Raw genomic sequence first — 15,275 nt, 5'->3', positions numbered from 1 at the left:
TATTTAACATTAGAACTTATAATCGCCGCTTAAAGGAAAATAAATGAAAAAACTTAATATTTTTTTACTAATCTTATCATTATTATGTTTTAGCGCTTGTGCTAGCAAGAAAGAAATGTTTGATGATTACAACTTAAGCGATAGTGCTTGGCTTGAAAAAATCATAGAAAGTGTGAAGAAAAACGATTTAGAAAAGGCTGATAGTGAGTATATTTCACTTTATAGCGAACATATTAATAGCCCACTTTTAGCAAGTGCAATGCTAATTCTTTCACAAGCTCACGCTAAAGAGCATGAATATTTATTAGCAAATTATTATATTGATGAATACATTAAATTATATGGAAATTCTAATAATTACGAATGGCTTAGTTATCTTAAAATTAAGAATAATTTTAATGCTTTTTCTTTGCCTAATAGAAATCAATATTTATTAAACGAAACTTTAAAAGAAATTGATGCGTTTTTATTTACTAATAAAAACTCGCAATATTCTCCTTTAGTAAATAGCATAAAAACTAAATTAAACCTAACAAAATTAATGCTAGAAACTGATATAAGAGATTTATACAGAAGAATGGGTCATGATATTAGCGAAAGTGTTTATGATGAAAAGATAAAAAATAATGAGCTAAACGATATAAAATATATAAAACCAAGACTTCCATGGTATAGAAAACTATTTGAAAGTAGCTATGCTTTATAATTAATTCAAATTCTTTTTAAGAATTTGAATTAGGAATTTAAAATATTGATAAATCAAGCGTATTAGATAAAGCTTCTAAAATCCTTACCCCACCTATTGAATTACCCTTATTATCAAGTGAAGGTCCGTATAAGCCAATTCCTAATTCTTTAGGTACTAGCGAAACCATTCCACCACCTACGCCACTTTTACAAGGAAGCCCAACTCTTAGAGCAATCTCACCTGATAAATCGTAAGTTCCACAAGTTAGCATTAAGCTTTTTATTATTTTTGCAATCTTTTTGCTAATTACTTGCTTACCATCTTTAAAGCCATCATTTGCTAAGAATAAGCCTAATTTAGCAAGGCTTTGTGTATTTGCTAAGATTGAGCATTGCTTAAAATATACTTCCAAAGCCTCTTCTACATCGCCTTCTATTATTCCATCATTTTTCATAAAATATGCTAAGGCTCTATTTTTATTACCTGTTTTGTTTTCACTTTCATAAATTTCATTAGATAAACACGCTGTTTCATCATCACAAATATAGCGAAAAAACTCAAGCACTCTATTAAATTTCTCATTAGCATTTTTGCCTTTAATAGTTGATGCAACTGCAATTGCACCTGCATTTATCATAGGATTAAAGGGCTTTTTTGTATTTGAACTCTCTAACTTCATAATAGAATTAAAAGCATCTCCACTAGGCTCAACCCCAACTTTAGAAAATACATATTCATAACTATTATCAAGTAATGCAAGCATTAAGGTTATTATTTTTGAAACACTTTGAATGCTAAATCTAGTTTCATAATCTCCTGCACAATAAATATTATGATTTTTATCAATAACACAAACACCTAAAGCATTTATGTTAGCTTTGCTAAGTTCAGGAATGTAGTTTGCTAACCTTCCTTGTCCTAAAAATTGAATATTATCTTTTACTAATTTTTCTAATAATTGCTGCATATTAAACCCTTAATTTTTTGTTGTAATTATAAGGCAAATTCGCATTAATCTTAAATTCTATTTCGCAATTCTTTTTATTTTTTGCCACTTTATTGCCACAAAGTGTTTTTATAATTTACTTACAACTTATTACAAAAAATATAAAATTTTTGTTTTTATAATTATTAAGTTGTATAACATCTCTCTTTAAATTATGTAAAAATAATTCCTAATTTTTGTTAGGAATTATTTTGCCACTTTTTTGCCCTTTAGTTTTTTTAAAATTGCTTGATTTTTTTAAAAAGGAGATTTAATGCTAAATAGAAGAAATTTTATCAAAGCAGTTGCAGGGACGACAATCGCAGTTCCTAGTATTTTAAGCGCTAATGAAAGCGTTAAAAAAGATATTAAATTTGATGAGATAGCAGATGTAATCATCGTTGGAAGTGGCGTAAGTGCTCACATATGTGCTGCATATTTGGCAAAAAATAAGGTAGATGTTTTAATGATTGAGAAAATGGATAGAATGGGTGGAAACTCAGTTCTTTCTCAGCAAGATTTTGCTGTGCTTAATTCGGATTTACAAATTAAAGCAGGTATAAAAGATAGCGAAGAATTATTCTTAAACGATTTAAATAAAGCTGGAGCCGGATATAATCATTTAGAACATTCTTTAAGAATTATAAGAAACTCAAATGAAGCTTATGAGTTTGCAAAAAGCTGTGGGGTTAAATATGCTGATAAGCTTAAGTTCTTAGGCGGACATAGTGTTGCTAGAAGTGTTGAAACTATCGGCGGTGGCGGTGCTTGTATAAAGGCATTGCACGAGTTTTTCTTAGCAAATAGAGGAAGATTTAAAAACGAAACTAAAAGCGATGAAATCATTCAAGATGAAAATGGCAAAGTAATAGGTATAAGCGTAAGAGAAAATTATAGATTCGATAGAAACCTAGCAAATGATGATAGGCAAAATTTAAGTGGAGTTAAGAAAAATTACAAAGCAAGACTTGCAGTAGTTTTTGCAACTGGTGGATTTAGCCGTGATGTTGAGTTTAGAAGTATAGTAAATCCTAGATTAAGACTAGCAAAAAGCCCATCAAGTTTAGGTCAAACTTCGGGTGCGTTAAAGCAAATGCTAAAAATCGGAGCAATTCCAACTCAATTAGCGCTTAGTAGATTTTCTTTTGGGATTCCAACGGAGGATTTAATTTATGGAATTATGGTTGATGTAAATGCAAAAAGATTTTTAAACGAAGATGGCGATAGACAAGGCTTATCAAATAAAATCCTAGCACATATGGAAAAATTAAACACCACAAGCTATCCAACTATTATTTTTGATAGCACAGGTTTTGCTAATTCGCATGACCCAAATAGAATGCAAAGCTTCATAATAGCAGGAAAGATGAAGAAATTTGATACCTTAGACGAACTTGCAAATCATTTTAAACTAAATAAAGATGAATTATTAAAGAGCATGCAAACTTATGAAGATGGTATTAAAAACAATAAAGATGAGTTCAAAAAAGATTTAAGCAAGATTAAAAACTCTAGCATGAGTAAAGCACCTTTTTATGCAATGACAGCTGCACCTGGGCTTAGCTATACACCGGGTGGTGTTTATGCTGATATAAATATGAGAGTTTTACATATTAGTAATTATGAACCTATAAAAGGACTTTATGCAGTAGGCGAAGCAACAGGTGGCGTTCATGGACAAGCAAGACTTACGAGCTGTTCTATTCCTGATTGTATGACTTCAGGTATTGCTTGTGCGAAAGATATTTTAAAAGGAGTGTAAATGCGAAAATTATTAATGATTTTAATGTTTAGTATTTTTGCACTAGGTAATGAATTTGCAATCAAGCCACACCATGTTGATGTGAAATTAAAATGCACCGATTGTCATAAAGAAGCAAATGAAAAGGATTATAAAGCACTTGATTCTAATGCCTGCCTTACTTGTCATGGAACTAAAGAAAAATTAGCAAAAAGGCTTGATTTTTTAAAGGGTAAAAACCCACATAATAGCATTCACGATAATGCTAATTTAAATTGTTACACCTGTCATAACGAGCATAAGCCTTCGTTTAATATGTGTAATACTTGCCACAATACTAAAACTTGGATGAAGGAGATAAAATGAAAAAAACTATTATTTTTGTTTCATCTATTGTAGTTTTAACTTTAATTTTTGTGTTCTTTTCTCATAAGGCTATTGAAATGACTGGCGATGATAGGTTTTGTGCGAGTTGCCATGTAATGCAGCCGATGAAGGAAGCTTATATTAAAGATGTTCATGGTGGTAATAATAATTTAGGTATTAAAGCAAATTGCGTAGATTGTCATTTGCCACATGATAATATATTTAATTATTTAGGCACTAAAGCTTATAATGGTATTAAAGAATTAAGTATCACTGCTTTAGGCAAGGATAAAGATATTAATTGGCAAGATAAATTAGAGCATAGAAAAGATTATGTTTATGATAGTGGCTGTATGAGTTGTCATCAAGATATAACCAAAGTAAATTCAAAAAACGAAATGCAAAATATTATGCATAAAAGATATTTAGATTACGCAAATGAATTAAAATGTGTAAGTTGTCATACTCATGTAGGTCATGATGGTTTAAGGGGTGAATTAAATAAGTGATGAAAAACTACACTATTTTATATGCTGAAGATGATTTAAATCTAGCAAATCAAGTTATTGATTTGCTAGAACTACTTGATTTTAAAGTATTTTATGCAAAAGATGGCTTAAGTGCTTTAGAGATTATTAAAGAAGAAAAGATTGATATATTATTGCTTGATATTTCTATGCCAAGACTTGATGGCTTAAAATTATTAGAGCAAATTAGACAAAATGATAATAAAACTCCTGCTATTATGATTACTGCCTTAAGTGATTCGCAAACTTTATTAAATGCTGTTGAGTTAAATATCTGCAAGTATTTAGTAAAGCCTTTTGATAGATTAAAACTTGAACTTGCTTTAGATAAAGCGATTAAGCAAATTAATAATTTGGTTAAATTAAGCAAAAATGTATATTTGGATATGGTTACAAATGAATTATTAGTAAATGATGAGGTTAAAAAACTTAGCAAAAAAGAGTTTTTATTGCTTGAAATATTATTAAAAAGTAGCCCAAATATAGTTGATTTTTATACAATTTGCGAGTATGTTTATAATGATTATGATGTAAGTTCTGATGCTATTAAATCACTTGTTAAAAACCTTAGAAAAAAGATAAATGATAAAGGAATAATCCATAATGCAAATGCTCGTGGGTATTACATCAAAACTACTTAATATAAGCATTCGTAAAAAAGCCTTTATATTTGTTTTAGCGCTTATTGTTTTTGTTTGTATTGTGCTTAATTTTTTATATATTTCTTTACATAAAAACTATTTATTTCAAAGCAAAAATAATTTTAATGATAGATTTGAGTATTTTTATAATGATTTTTTAAATACTTTAAAAAAGAATGCTTTTAGCATTAGTTATGAGTTTAGCTCTAATTTAAATAATTTAAAAAATAATGAAAAATTAGTGAAATTAAATCAACTTTTTTTAAATCTTAGCTCAAACGAAGAGTATTTAAAAGATATAAAATTGTTTTTATTAGATGAGAATATATGCTTTACAAAAGATAAAATTATGTTAGCTTGTAAATACAATAATAATTCAGATATTTTGCTAAGATTTGATAAAGAGCCTTATTATTTAATTAGTTTAAAAATCAATCAAAATTACGCAATGACTTATAAAATCAGTGCTAAAAAACTATTAGATTCTCTTATTATTCAAGATAATTTCTTAGCAGCATTAAAATACAAAAATGAGTATTTTTATAACGAAGCAAATTGGCAAAATAAAAGCAAATTATTAAAATTAGATGATGATATTATTAGTCTTGATGATAAGTATTTTATAAATAGCGAACTTAAACTAAATAATGATTTTTCAATACTAATTGTAAAAGATATTACAAAAGAATATATCCATCATCTACAAATCTCAAAAAAGATTTTTATAATAAGTTTGGTTTTAATATTAATTGCTTTTGTTTGTGTGTATTTTGTCTTAGGATTTTTGATAAATAAGCTCTTAAAAACAGAAGAGAAATTAAGAAAATTAAATGCTAATTTACAAAGCGAAATTGATTTAGCCGTAAATACTATAAAAGACAAATTAGAAGAAAATAGACAAAAAGAACAAATGCTAAATCATCAATCAAAACTAGCAGCATTAGGCGAAATGATAGCTTGTATAGCTCATGAATACAGACAACCCCTAGCAACCTTAGGTGCAATTTCAAGCTATCTTGAAATAAGCCTTGAAAAGAATAAAATTGATGATAAATTTAAAAATAAATTAAAAGAAATAAATCCTATTTTAAGCTATATGTCAAAAACGATTGATGATTTTTATGATTTTTTTAAGCCAAAAGATGAAAAGCTAGATTTTTATATTTATGAAGCTATTAATAATGCTATTACGATTTGTAATGCGAGCCTTAAAAGAAATGGAATAATTGTGCTTTTAAAACTTGATGAAAGTATTAAAATAAACTCTTATAAAAATAATTTATCTCATATATTAATTAATCTTATCACAAATGCAAAAGATGCTTTAAATAACAGCAAAAATCCTTTTATAATAATTAATTTGTATTCTTACAAAAATAGTGTTTATATTAGCATTAAGGATAATGGCGAAGGCATTAAAGATGAATTAAAAGAAGATATTTTTAAGCCTTATTTTAGCACCAAAGGTGGTTCAGGACTTGGGCTATTTATGATAAAAAATATTTTAAAAAAGGATTTAAACGCTACAATTTTTCTAAAAAATAGAAAAATCGGAGCGCATTTTTGCATTAGGATAGATAATGAATGAATTATTTTGCTTAATTGTGGGCGGTGGGCTTAGTGGTCTAGTTTTAGCTAATTTATTAGCTGATGAAAATATTTTATTAATTGAACAAGACGAACAATTAGGCGGAGTAACTAGCTATATGAATTTTGCCGCATCAAATACTAGCTTTCAAGCATTAGCAAATATAAAAGATGATAAATTTTATGAAGATTTAGTATCTTATTCGCCTAATTATTCGGACTTTTCTATGCTTAAGGTCTTAAGCGAAAAATCATCACTTGCAATAGAACTTTTGCAAAGTTTTGGCGTGGAATTTGAATTCGGAATTAAGAATAGTTTTAATCATCAAATTCCAAGAGAATTAAGCCCTTTAAAAGACGCTAAACAAAGCGTAATAAATCCACTAATAAATAGATTAATTAGCAAAAATGTAAATATTTTAACAAAGGCGAAATTAGTTGATTTTAAAGATAATTTCGCAAGTATTTTATATAAAGATGAAATCTTAAAAATAAAGGTGAAAAATATAGCCTTTTGCACGGGTGGCTTTTCAAATGATAAGGATTTTATAAAAATCCATTATCCACTAGCATTTTATGCTAAAACTCTAAGCAAAAATAATGCTAATTCTCTTAAAATTATGCTTAAAAATAGTGCAATTCCAACTCAGCTTAGCTTAATGAGGTTTGCTTTTATTTTGCCTATGGAGATTTTTAAATATGGGATTTTGATTAATTCAGATTTTAAAAGATTTGTTAGTGAAGATAAAGGAAGACAAGAATTAGCAATAGCTATTTTAAATGAGTTTAAGCAGGGTAAAAAAGTAAAATTACTTTTAGATAATCATGGAATAAATTATATAAATGATACGAGTAATTTTAAGAAATATTATTCTTTAAAAGACATTGATGAAAGGCTTATTAGAGTTGTAAATGATTATAATTTAGGCATTATTAATAGAATTGATGAGTTTGGCAAAAACCTAAATAATATCGCTATAAAAGAGATAAAAGAAAGCTTGTTTTATTTATGTGATGTTGATGTTTATTTAAACTATACTTTAGGCGGGGTTAAGTCTAATACGAACGCACAAATTATTGATATTAATACAAATAAAGCAATTGATAATATGTTTGTAATAGGAGAAGCTAGTGCAATGTTTGGCGAAGCAAGGCTTAGTGGAGTTGCAAGCACGGCTTGTGTTGTATTTGCTATGAACGCAAGTAAAACAATGCTTGTAACGACTTAATTAATTTACTTAGATTTAAAATAATAAAATTTTGTGGAATTTGAAATAGGAATTAGAAAATCCCCTAAATTAATTAGGGGATAGTTTTAGAAGCTATATCTTATAACTGCATTGATTTGATTATCTATATTTAAATCAGCTCCGAAAGTTCTTTCATAGCCTAGGTTTAATCTCAAATTATCATTAAACTTATAATCGCCTGTTAGGTTTAAATAAAATTTATTATCTCTTTTACCTTCTATTATCTCACTTGCTTTGCTTGATTTTGCGATTATTTTAGTATCACTTGGCTTGTTAACATCTATAATATAACCAGCACCTAGTCTTAAATTAGCATTATCATTTACTTTAAATCCTGAGAATATCGCAGGTTTAAGATGTAAATTAGAGTTAGCCTTACTTGTAATGCTTATGGCATTATTTTCTAAATTAGTTTTAGGTGTATAATCAAATATCGCTTCTATGCTAGGCTCAACATAAAATCTATTTAAATCAAATCTTTTTCCAAGCTCAACGCTAGCAACAAATCCTGTCTTGCTATCTTTTAAATCTTTTAAAAGTTCTGAATTGTATTTAACTTTATAATGATTTGCTTTAATTACTAAATCAGCATATAAATCATCGTTTGAAATATAACTTGCGTATAAACCAAATCCGTAATTATCACTCTTTAAAACATCGCTAGATTTAGAATTAGAAACATTAGCCATAATTCCTGTAATTACCTTGCCATCTGCAAAATCACTAGCCTTATCAGCTCCAAATTGAACTTCAGTTGAATTAAGTTTTACATCATCTATACTTGCATTTGTATAATAAGCTCTAGCCCAAATACCTAATTCTTTATCTAAACCTCTAATTTCGCCTAATCTTTTATTCATATTATTCCAAGCAAAAGTATTGATTAGTTTTATTCCTTTTGAAATAACTTGAGCTTGTGCTTTAGCTTTTTTGTTGATTTTTATATCTTTTATAAAATCATCTGCTATTTGATTTTTATCACTTGGAGTAGTTGTGCCTGTATTAGGTTTATTATCAGGAGTTGTTACGCCAGTATCTGGATTGCTTGGGTTTTCAGGGTTAGTTACACCTGTGTCTGGATTATTTGTATCAGGCTGATTTGGAGTTTCATCTGTAGTATTTGATACATAATTGCTATTTGCAAGATTATTTAAATATGAATCTAATACTTCACTATCCATATCGCTTGAACTTTGATTTACTAATTTACCTAAAGCGCTTGTTTTATCGCCATTTGCAATGCTAGCAATATTGTCTGCATTAAGCCCTGTATCACTTACTTTGCCATTTTTTGTAGTAGTGATTGCATAGGTTAAATAATCTCCTAGCATTGCACTAGCTATATAATCATTATTAATCACATAATCACTTATGCCATCGCTAATCTTATAATCTTTAAAAAAAGTTGCTAATTCTGCTGTTCCTGTTCCTTTTTTAAGTATTGCTAAAGGTAGGTTTGCGTTTATTTTACTTGTATCAAGCTTATTATCGCTCATAACATTAAGCAATACTAATTCATTGTTTGCACCACTTGTGTTTTCTCTTGAGATTATTACACCTGTGTAGCTTTCTTTGTTTGCTCCTAGATAATAAGCTGTATTATTTGATGTAAGATTGTTTGCTAGAACTCTTTTTGCGATTTTTGAATTGTTTATGTTTAAAATTCCTGCTCTAGCATTATTTGTAGCTACTACATTATCTAATGTTACACTGCTATTATCTAAAGAACCATAAAAAGTAGCAGCTGTTATAATTGGTTCATTTAAATATTTATCTGAAAATAAATCTTCATCACTAAAGCCTGATATTTGCATATTGATTAAAGAATTACTAATACTACCTTCACCTATAATACTTCCACTTGTATTGTAGTCTTTGCCTGTATCAAGGCTATCGATCTCATATTTTTTAGTTCTAATTGTATTTGATGAATTAAACTCGCTTTTTTTACCACTTGTATCTGCTTTAAGTATTAAAGACCTAGTATTAATACTGTTTTTAAATTTGCTTGCATAAGCTTCTAAATTAAAATAATTAGTCATAACACCTTGAACATCAGTATTGTGCAATTTTAAATTATTTGCACTATTGTCTAAAAGATTATTTGAAGCTTTAATTAAAGAATTTGATATTGTTACAAATTTAGGATTTTTACTAGAAAAATCACTTCCTGTAAAATAAATATTATCAATAATCGCATGATCTATCGTGCCTTCATCAATATGCTGAATATTATTTAAAATTATTTTATTAGTTGCTGTTCCTTTAATATTGATATTTTTTGTATTATCTAATGTATCAATTATGCCTTTATCGGCAGTAAAATCATCGATAAAACTTGCGTGGGAAATATCACTATTTGTAGAAATCAATGTCTTAGCTCCACCAACAGATGAAACTTTACTATCAGTTAATACCACATCATCTATTTGATAAATTCTACCCGTTATTTCACTATTTAAGGCTTCAAATTTATCTCCTACAATTTTATTGCTTGCTACTGTGCTATCCTCAATAGAGCCTATTTTAGAATTAATTGCTAAAGTGTTAAGATTGCTATATATTTTATCTACATAAGTATTTGTCAATGTAACTTTACTTACATTGCTGTTGATAGTGTCTATAATGGAATTAGTTACATTTACTAAGCCATTATTAGTTAGAGTTGATATATAGCTATCAGTAATAGTGGTGTTTTTGTTATTTTCTATTGTTAAATTACCATAAGATTTGTCTATATTGATTTTATTACTATTTTTAATACTTGCATTTGTATCAAAATAAGTATTATTAAAGCTTATATCAAATGCTTTTTGATTACTTTCAATATTGTAATAAGCATCTTTTATATTAGGAGCATTTAATTCAATAGAATTAATATTAGTAAGATTGGTTTTAAAATAACTTGCATCATGATTTGTTCTAAATGGATTTGTTAAGCCATTATGAGTTTTTGCATCAAATGAATTAATAGCATCAAGATTAACTACGCTAGTAGCACCAAATAAGTTTGAAGAGATGAACAAACTTGCAATTAGTGAGAGCTTAAATACCCCCCCCCCCGTGTAAGAAAAATTGTTTTTCATAGCTTTCCTTTAAAATAAAATAAAATCTCATTATAAATTAAATTAATTAATTTAAATTATTCTTATTAAATATTTTTAAAATACATTTATAAAAATTTCGTGGAATTTGAAATAGGAATTAGATTTTACTAACTACATAAACATATCTATAAGGGCTAAGGGTTTTTGTGTCTTCTAAAATAGCTTTTTTATAACCTGCTTCATCAATTATTTTGCTTATTTTTCCAACATAAATACCTTCAGGAAAAATCAAATCCTTTCCACTCGTATAAACCTCATCGCCTATATTTAATTCATTATAATCGGTAATAAAATTAATATATATTGCGTTTTTGCTACCTTGTAAAATCGCTGGAGTTTTGCTTTTGCCTACGATAACAGAAAAGGCACATTTATCATCATTTAAACTTAAAGCATAAGCTCTATTGTCATTAGAAAACATTATGCCAACGGCGTTGTTTTCATAAACAAGTCCATAAGTAATATTTGGCTTAATATCTTCATAATTCATCCAAAATTTTGTCAAGCTTCCGATTTTTTCATAAGATAAAACTCTTGTTAAATTTAATTCAAAATCATATTTTTTAAGATTGTGAGCTCTTGCTAGATTATTGTATTCAAGCAATAAATTATCATATAAAATCTTGTATTCTTTAAGGCTTTTGTTTTCTTGGTTTAATTCTTCAATTTGATTTACTTGATTAAAGTATCTTGAAATTTTTTCTCTTGTGTAATCATATGCGTTAAAAAATTTGCTTAAGAAAAAATCATTAACTCCTAAAACTGCATTCCTTACATCAGCTACTAAATAGTATGAACTTGCAAATAATGCAGTAATTAAGAGTAATAATTTAAACTTATTCATCATTTACTATTTGTCTTAGTAATGATATTTCTTCTAATATTTTTCCAGTTCCTCTTGCAACGGCGTGAAGTGGCTCATCGGCAACATATACAGGTAATTTTACTATATCGCTTAAATACTTATCAATTCCACGAATTAATGCACCACCACCGGTTAAAACGATACCATTTTCTACAATATCGCCTGCAAGTTCAGGCTTTGTGTTTTCTAATACAAATTTAAGTGCATCAGCGATTTCTTTTAAAGGTTCTTTTATAGCTTCACGAATATCTTCGCTACTTAGTTCAACCTTGCTTAAAAGTCCTTTTACTTGGTCTTTTCCTTTTACTACTATTGTTAATTCTTCTGGTAGTTGGATAGCTGAGCCTACTTGTATTTTAATATCTTCGCTAGTTCGCTCACCTATTATTAGATTGTATTTTTCTTTTACATAATTTACAATTGAGCTATCTAGCTTATCTCCTGCTGTTCTAATACTTTTTGCTGTATGAAGACCACCTAAAGTAATAACACCTATTTCAGTAGTTCCGCCTCCTATATCAACTACAAGTGAGCCAACAGGCTCTTGTACTGGAAGATTTGCTCCGATTGCTGCTGCCATTGGCTCTTCTACTAAATAAACTTCTCTAGCACCTGCACTTAAAGCACTTTCTCTTACAGCTTTGCGTTCAACTTGAGTTAGACCATAAGGAACTGATATTAATATTCTAGGGCGTAAAAAGCTCTTTCTTCTGTGAGTTTTTTCTATAAAATAGCGTATCATTTTCTCAGTCATATCAAAATCAGCAATAACGCCATCTCTCATAGGGCGGATTGCTTGAATATCGCTTGGAGTTTTGCCTAACATTTCTTTAGCTTCTTTACCAACTGCTAGGATTTTGCTTTTTCCGTATTTTGTATGCTGAACTGCTACAACGCTTGGCTCATCAATAACTACGCCTTTATCTTTTACTAATACTAAAGTATTAGCCGTTCCTAAATCAATCCCCATATCACTTGAAAATAGTCCTATTAAATGGTCTAATATCATTTATTATCCTTAATTTTTAAAAATACAGCGTCGCCTTCGCCATTAACGAAATCTTTATTTATAATAATTTCATAACCTTCGTATTTGTCTAAATCAAACATTAAATCAAGCAATAATTGCTCTAAAATACCACGAAGTCCTCTTGCCCCTGTTTTTCTATCAAGTGCTTTTTTAGCAATTGCTAATAACGCTTCTTTATCAAACTCAAGTTTTACCCCATCAAATTCAAAAATCTTTTGATATTGTTTGATGATTGAGTTTTTTGGCTCAATTAAAATTCTTACCATATCATCTTCGCTAATTTCATTAAGACTTGCAATCGCATGTAATCTTCCAACTAGCTCAGGAATAAGTCCGAATTTAATTAAATCATCAGGCTCAATGTGTGAATAAAGCTCATCTTCACTAAGTTTTACGCTAGTTGTATCAAAGCCCATTACATTTTCGCCTTGCTTTTGCTTTAAAATCTCTTCAATACCGTCAAAAGCACCACCACAAATAAATAAAATATTTGAAGTATCTACTTGAATGAATTCTTGATTAGGGTGTTTTCTACCACCTTGTGGTGGAACATTTACTATGCTTCCTTCAATGATTTTAAGCAATGCTTGCTGAACGCCTTCGCCGCTTACATCTCTTGTGATTGAACGATTTTCTCCCTTTCTTGCGATTTTGTCAATCTCATCAATAAAGATTATCCCACATTCTGCACGCTCAACATTATAATCAGCTGCTTGTAAAAGTCTTGTTAAGATATTTTCAACATCTTCTCCAACATATCCTGCTTCTGTTAAGCTTGTAGCATCACATATTGCAATAGGAATATCTAAAGCTTTTGCCATTGTTTGAGCTAGAAGTGTTTTTCCACTTCCTGTTGGTCCTACTAATAAAACGTTTGATTTTGCAAGCTCTACATCACTTTCGTTTGTATTACTCATAAGTCTTTTATAATGATTATGAACGCTTACGCTTAAAACTTTTTTTGCTCTTTCTTGACCTATTACATAATTATCTAAATGAGCTTTTAATGCTTTTGAGCTAATGTCTTTTAAACTATCTGCTATGTCTTCTACTGCTAATTCTTTGTCTTTTGTATCATACATTTTAAAAATAACACTAGCACAAGTAGGACAAATAGTATTACCTTTACCATTTGAAAGCAAGTCAAATGGATAACTCTTACCACAAAAACCACAAATATTATTACTCACTTCTATCACCTTTTGTTGGAATTCCACGCTTAGTATTTAATATAAACGAACACATTTTTAATACTTCAGGACAAGTTGAGCTCTCATATAAAGCTTTTGCTCTATCGCTAATTAGCCCTGTTTTACTTCTAAAAATCTTACTAAACGCATCACTAATTTCATTAATTTTATCTTTATCTAAATGTCTTCTAAGCCCTACTAAATTAAGACTTCTAACATAGGCACGATTGCCTTCTGCTAAACAAAAATGCGGTAAATCTTGAGATAAGGCTGAAGCACCACCTAGCATACAATAATCGCCTATTTTAACCCACTGATGAACAGGAGTAAGTCCGCCAATTACACTAAATGAACCAACTTCAACATGACCTGCTAAAGTTACGTTATTTGCTAAGATTATATTATCAGCTAGAGTGCAATCATGAGCTATATGAACATAAGCCATTATAAAGTTATTTTTACCTACTCTTGTATAACCATCACCTTTTTGCGTTCCGCAATTAATCGTGCAAAATTCACGAATGGTAGTATTCTCTCCTATAATTAAAGCTGAAAAATCATCTTCTTTATATGAAATATCTTGAGGAATATCTCCTAAAATAGCATAAGAAAAAATCTTGCAATTATTTCCTATTTTTGTATTTCCTAAAATTCTTGCACCACTTTTAATAATGCAATTATCACCAATTTCTACATTACTTCCTATATATGCAAAAGGCTCTATGCAAACATTTTTGCCTATTTTTGCACCATTTTCAATTACTGCTAAATCTGAAATCATTTATCTACTATCATTGCTTTTAAAATTGCTTGAGTGCATAATGTATCACCTACATAAGCCTCGCCACTAAATACCCACATAGCTCCACGATTTTTAACAACGCTCATTTTATAAACTAATTGATCGCCTGGCTTTACAGGTGATTTAAATTTCACATCTTCCATACCTGTAAAATAAACTACTTTGCTCTTAGGATCAACGCTATCTTTCATACTTTGGAATGCTAAAATTCCTCCAGTTTGAGCCATACCTTCTAAAATTAAAACTCCTGGATAAATAGGGTGTCCTGGAAAATGACCTGCAAATACTTGATCACTTATACTAACATTTTTATAGCCTAATACATAACCTTCATCTAAATTAATTTCTGTTATTTTATCTACTAATAAAAATGGTGGTCTATGTGGTAAAATTTCTTGAATTTGCATTACATCTAACATTACTATTCCTTTACTATGTTTAAAGGAAATAATTGTAATTTCAGCAATTAAACAAAGTGTAATAATTAGGGCTTTTT

14 protein-coding genes are annotated in these 15,275 nt (G+C 28.9%); 7 read left to right on the top strand and 7 right to left on the bottom strand.

The window, feature by feature from the left end; translation table 11 throughout:
- The first annotated feature begins 43 nt into the window (after positions 1–43).
- On the top strand, positions 44–706 hold the full coding sequence (gene bamD, locus AVANS_RS08180) for an outer membrane protein assembly factor BamD (protein WP_239817392.1): 663 nt from the start codon (positions 44–46) through the stop codon (positions 704–706).
- A gap of 37 nt (positions 707–743) precedes the next feature.
- On the opposite strand, the gene glsA is transcribed toward bamD, so the two are convergent.
- Positions 744–1,655: a glutaminase A gene (gene glsA / locus AVANS_RS08175; protein WP_239817391.1), complete on the bottom strand. Its 912-nt coding sequence runs from the start codon at positions 1,653–1,655 to the stop codon at positions 744–746.
- A 292-nt stretch (positions 1,656–1,947) separates the two neighbouring features.
- Here glsA and AVANS_RS08170 point away from each other — a divergent pair, with 292 nt between their 5' ends.
- The 6 genes from AVANS_RS08170 to AVANS_RS08145 are packed head-to-tail and all read left to right on the top strand — an operon-like array spanning position 1,948 to position 7,764.
- Positions 1,948–3,435: a flavocytochrome c gene (locus tag AVANS_RS08170; protein WP_239817390.1), complete on the top strand. Its 1,488-nt coding sequence runs from the start codon at positions 1,948–1,950 to the stop codon at positions 3,433–3,435.
- Positions 3,436–3,780 carry a cytochrome c3 family protein gene (locus tag AVANS_RS08165; protein ID WP_239817389.1) on the top strand — a complete coding sequence of 115 codons (345 nt, stop codon included), beginning with the start codon at positions 3,436–3,438 and terminating at the stop codon, positions 3,778–3,780.
- Positions 3,777–4,289, top strand: a complete 513-nt coding sequence (locus tag AVANS_RS08160) for a NapC/NirT family cytochrome c (RefSeq protein WP_239817388.1) — start codon at positions 3,777–3,779, stop codon at positions 4,287–4,289. The genes AVANS_RS08165 and AVANS_RS08160 overlap by 4 nt, the downstream gene beginning before the upstream one ends.
- Positions 4,289–4,948, top strand: a complete 660-nt coding sequence (locus AVANS_RS08155) for a response regulator transcription factor (protein WP_239817387.1) — start codon at positions 4,289–4,291, stop codon at positions 4,946–4,948. Before AVANS_RS08160 ends, AVANS_RS08155 begins: the two co-directional genes overlap by 1 nt.
- The gene (locus AVANS_RS08150) at positions 4,911–6,536 is read left to right on the top strand and encodes a HAMP domain-containing sensor histidine kinase (protein ID WP_239817386.1); all 1,626 of its coding nucleotides are present in this window, start codon (positions 4,911–4,913) and stop codon (positions 6,534–6,536) included. Before AVANS_RS08155 ends, AVANS_RS08150 begins: the two co-directional genes overlap by 38 nt.
- On the top strand, positions 6,529–7,764 hold the full coding sequence (locus AVANS_RS08145; RefSeq protein ID WP_239817385.1) for an FAD-binding protein: 1,236 nt from the start codon (positions 6,529–6,531) through the stop codon (positions 7,762–7,764). The genes AVANS_RS08150 and AVANS_RS08145 overlap by 8 nt, the downstream gene beginning before the upstream one ends.
- An 86-nt stretch (positions 7,765–7,850) precedes the next feature.
- On the opposite strand, the gene AVANS_RS08140 is transcribed toward AVANS_RS08145, so the two are convergent.
- The 6 genes from AVANS_RS08140 to fabZ all read right to left on the bottom strand — a co-directional run bounded on the left by AVANS_RS08140 (position 7,851) and on the right by fabZ (position 15,198).
- Positions 7,851–10,871, bottom strand: coding sequence for an autotransporter outer membrane beta-barrel domain-containing protein (locus AVANS_RS08140; RefSeq protein WP_239817384.1), 3,021 nt, complete (start codon positions 10,869–10,871; stop codon positions 7,851–7,853).
- A gap of 118 nt (positions 10,872–10,989) precedes the next feature.
- Positions 10,990–11,736, bottom strand: coding sequence for a rod shape-determining protein MreC (gene mreC / locus AVANS_RS08135; RefSeq protein WP_239817383.1), 747 nt, complete (start codon positions 11,734–11,736; stop codon positions 10,990–10,992).
- Positions 11,729–12,766, bottom strand: coding sequence for a rod shape-determining protein (locus tag AVANS_RS08130; RefSeq protein WP_239817382.1), 1,038 nt, complete (start codon positions 12,764–12,766; stop codon positions 11,729–11,731). The genes mreC and AVANS_RS08130 overlap by 8 nt, the downstream gene beginning before the upstream one ends.
- Complete coding sequence (gene clpX, locus AVANS_RS08125; RefSeq protein ID WP_239817381.1) at positions 12,763–13,977, bottom strand: ATP-dependent Clp protease ATP-binding subunit ClpX; 1,215 nt, start codon at positions 13,975–13,977, stop codon at positions 12,763–12,765. The genes AVANS_RS08130 and clpX overlap by 4 nt, the downstream gene beginning before the upstream one ends.
- A complete protein-coding gene (lpxA, locus tag AVANS_RS08120) occupies positions 13,970–14,758 on the bottom strand; it encodes an acyl-ACP--UDP-N-acetylglucosamine O-acyltransferase (RefSeq protein ID WP_239817380.1) in 789 nt (262 codons plus the stop codon). The genes clpX and lpxA overlap by 8 nt, the downstream gene beginning before the upstream one ends.
- Positions 14,755–15,198: a 3-hydroxyacyl-ACP dehydratase FabZ gene (gene fabZ / locus AVANS_RS08115; protein WP_239817379.1), complete on the bottom strand. Its 444-nt coding sequence runs from the start codon at positions 15,196–15,198 to the stop codon at positions 14,755–14,757. The genes lpxA and fabZ overlap by 4 nt, the downstream gene beginning before the upstream one ends.
- Positions 15,199–15,275: the final 77 nt, after the last annotated feature.

The organism is Campylobacter sp. RM5004 (genome assembly GCF_022369455.1).
Taxonomy (GTDB): Bacteria; Campylobacterota; Campylobacteria; order Campylobacterales; family Campylobacteraceae; genus Campylobacter_E.
Note: the sequence above shows the minus strand (reverse complement) of the source record. Positions and strands in the feature narration are given on the sequence as shown.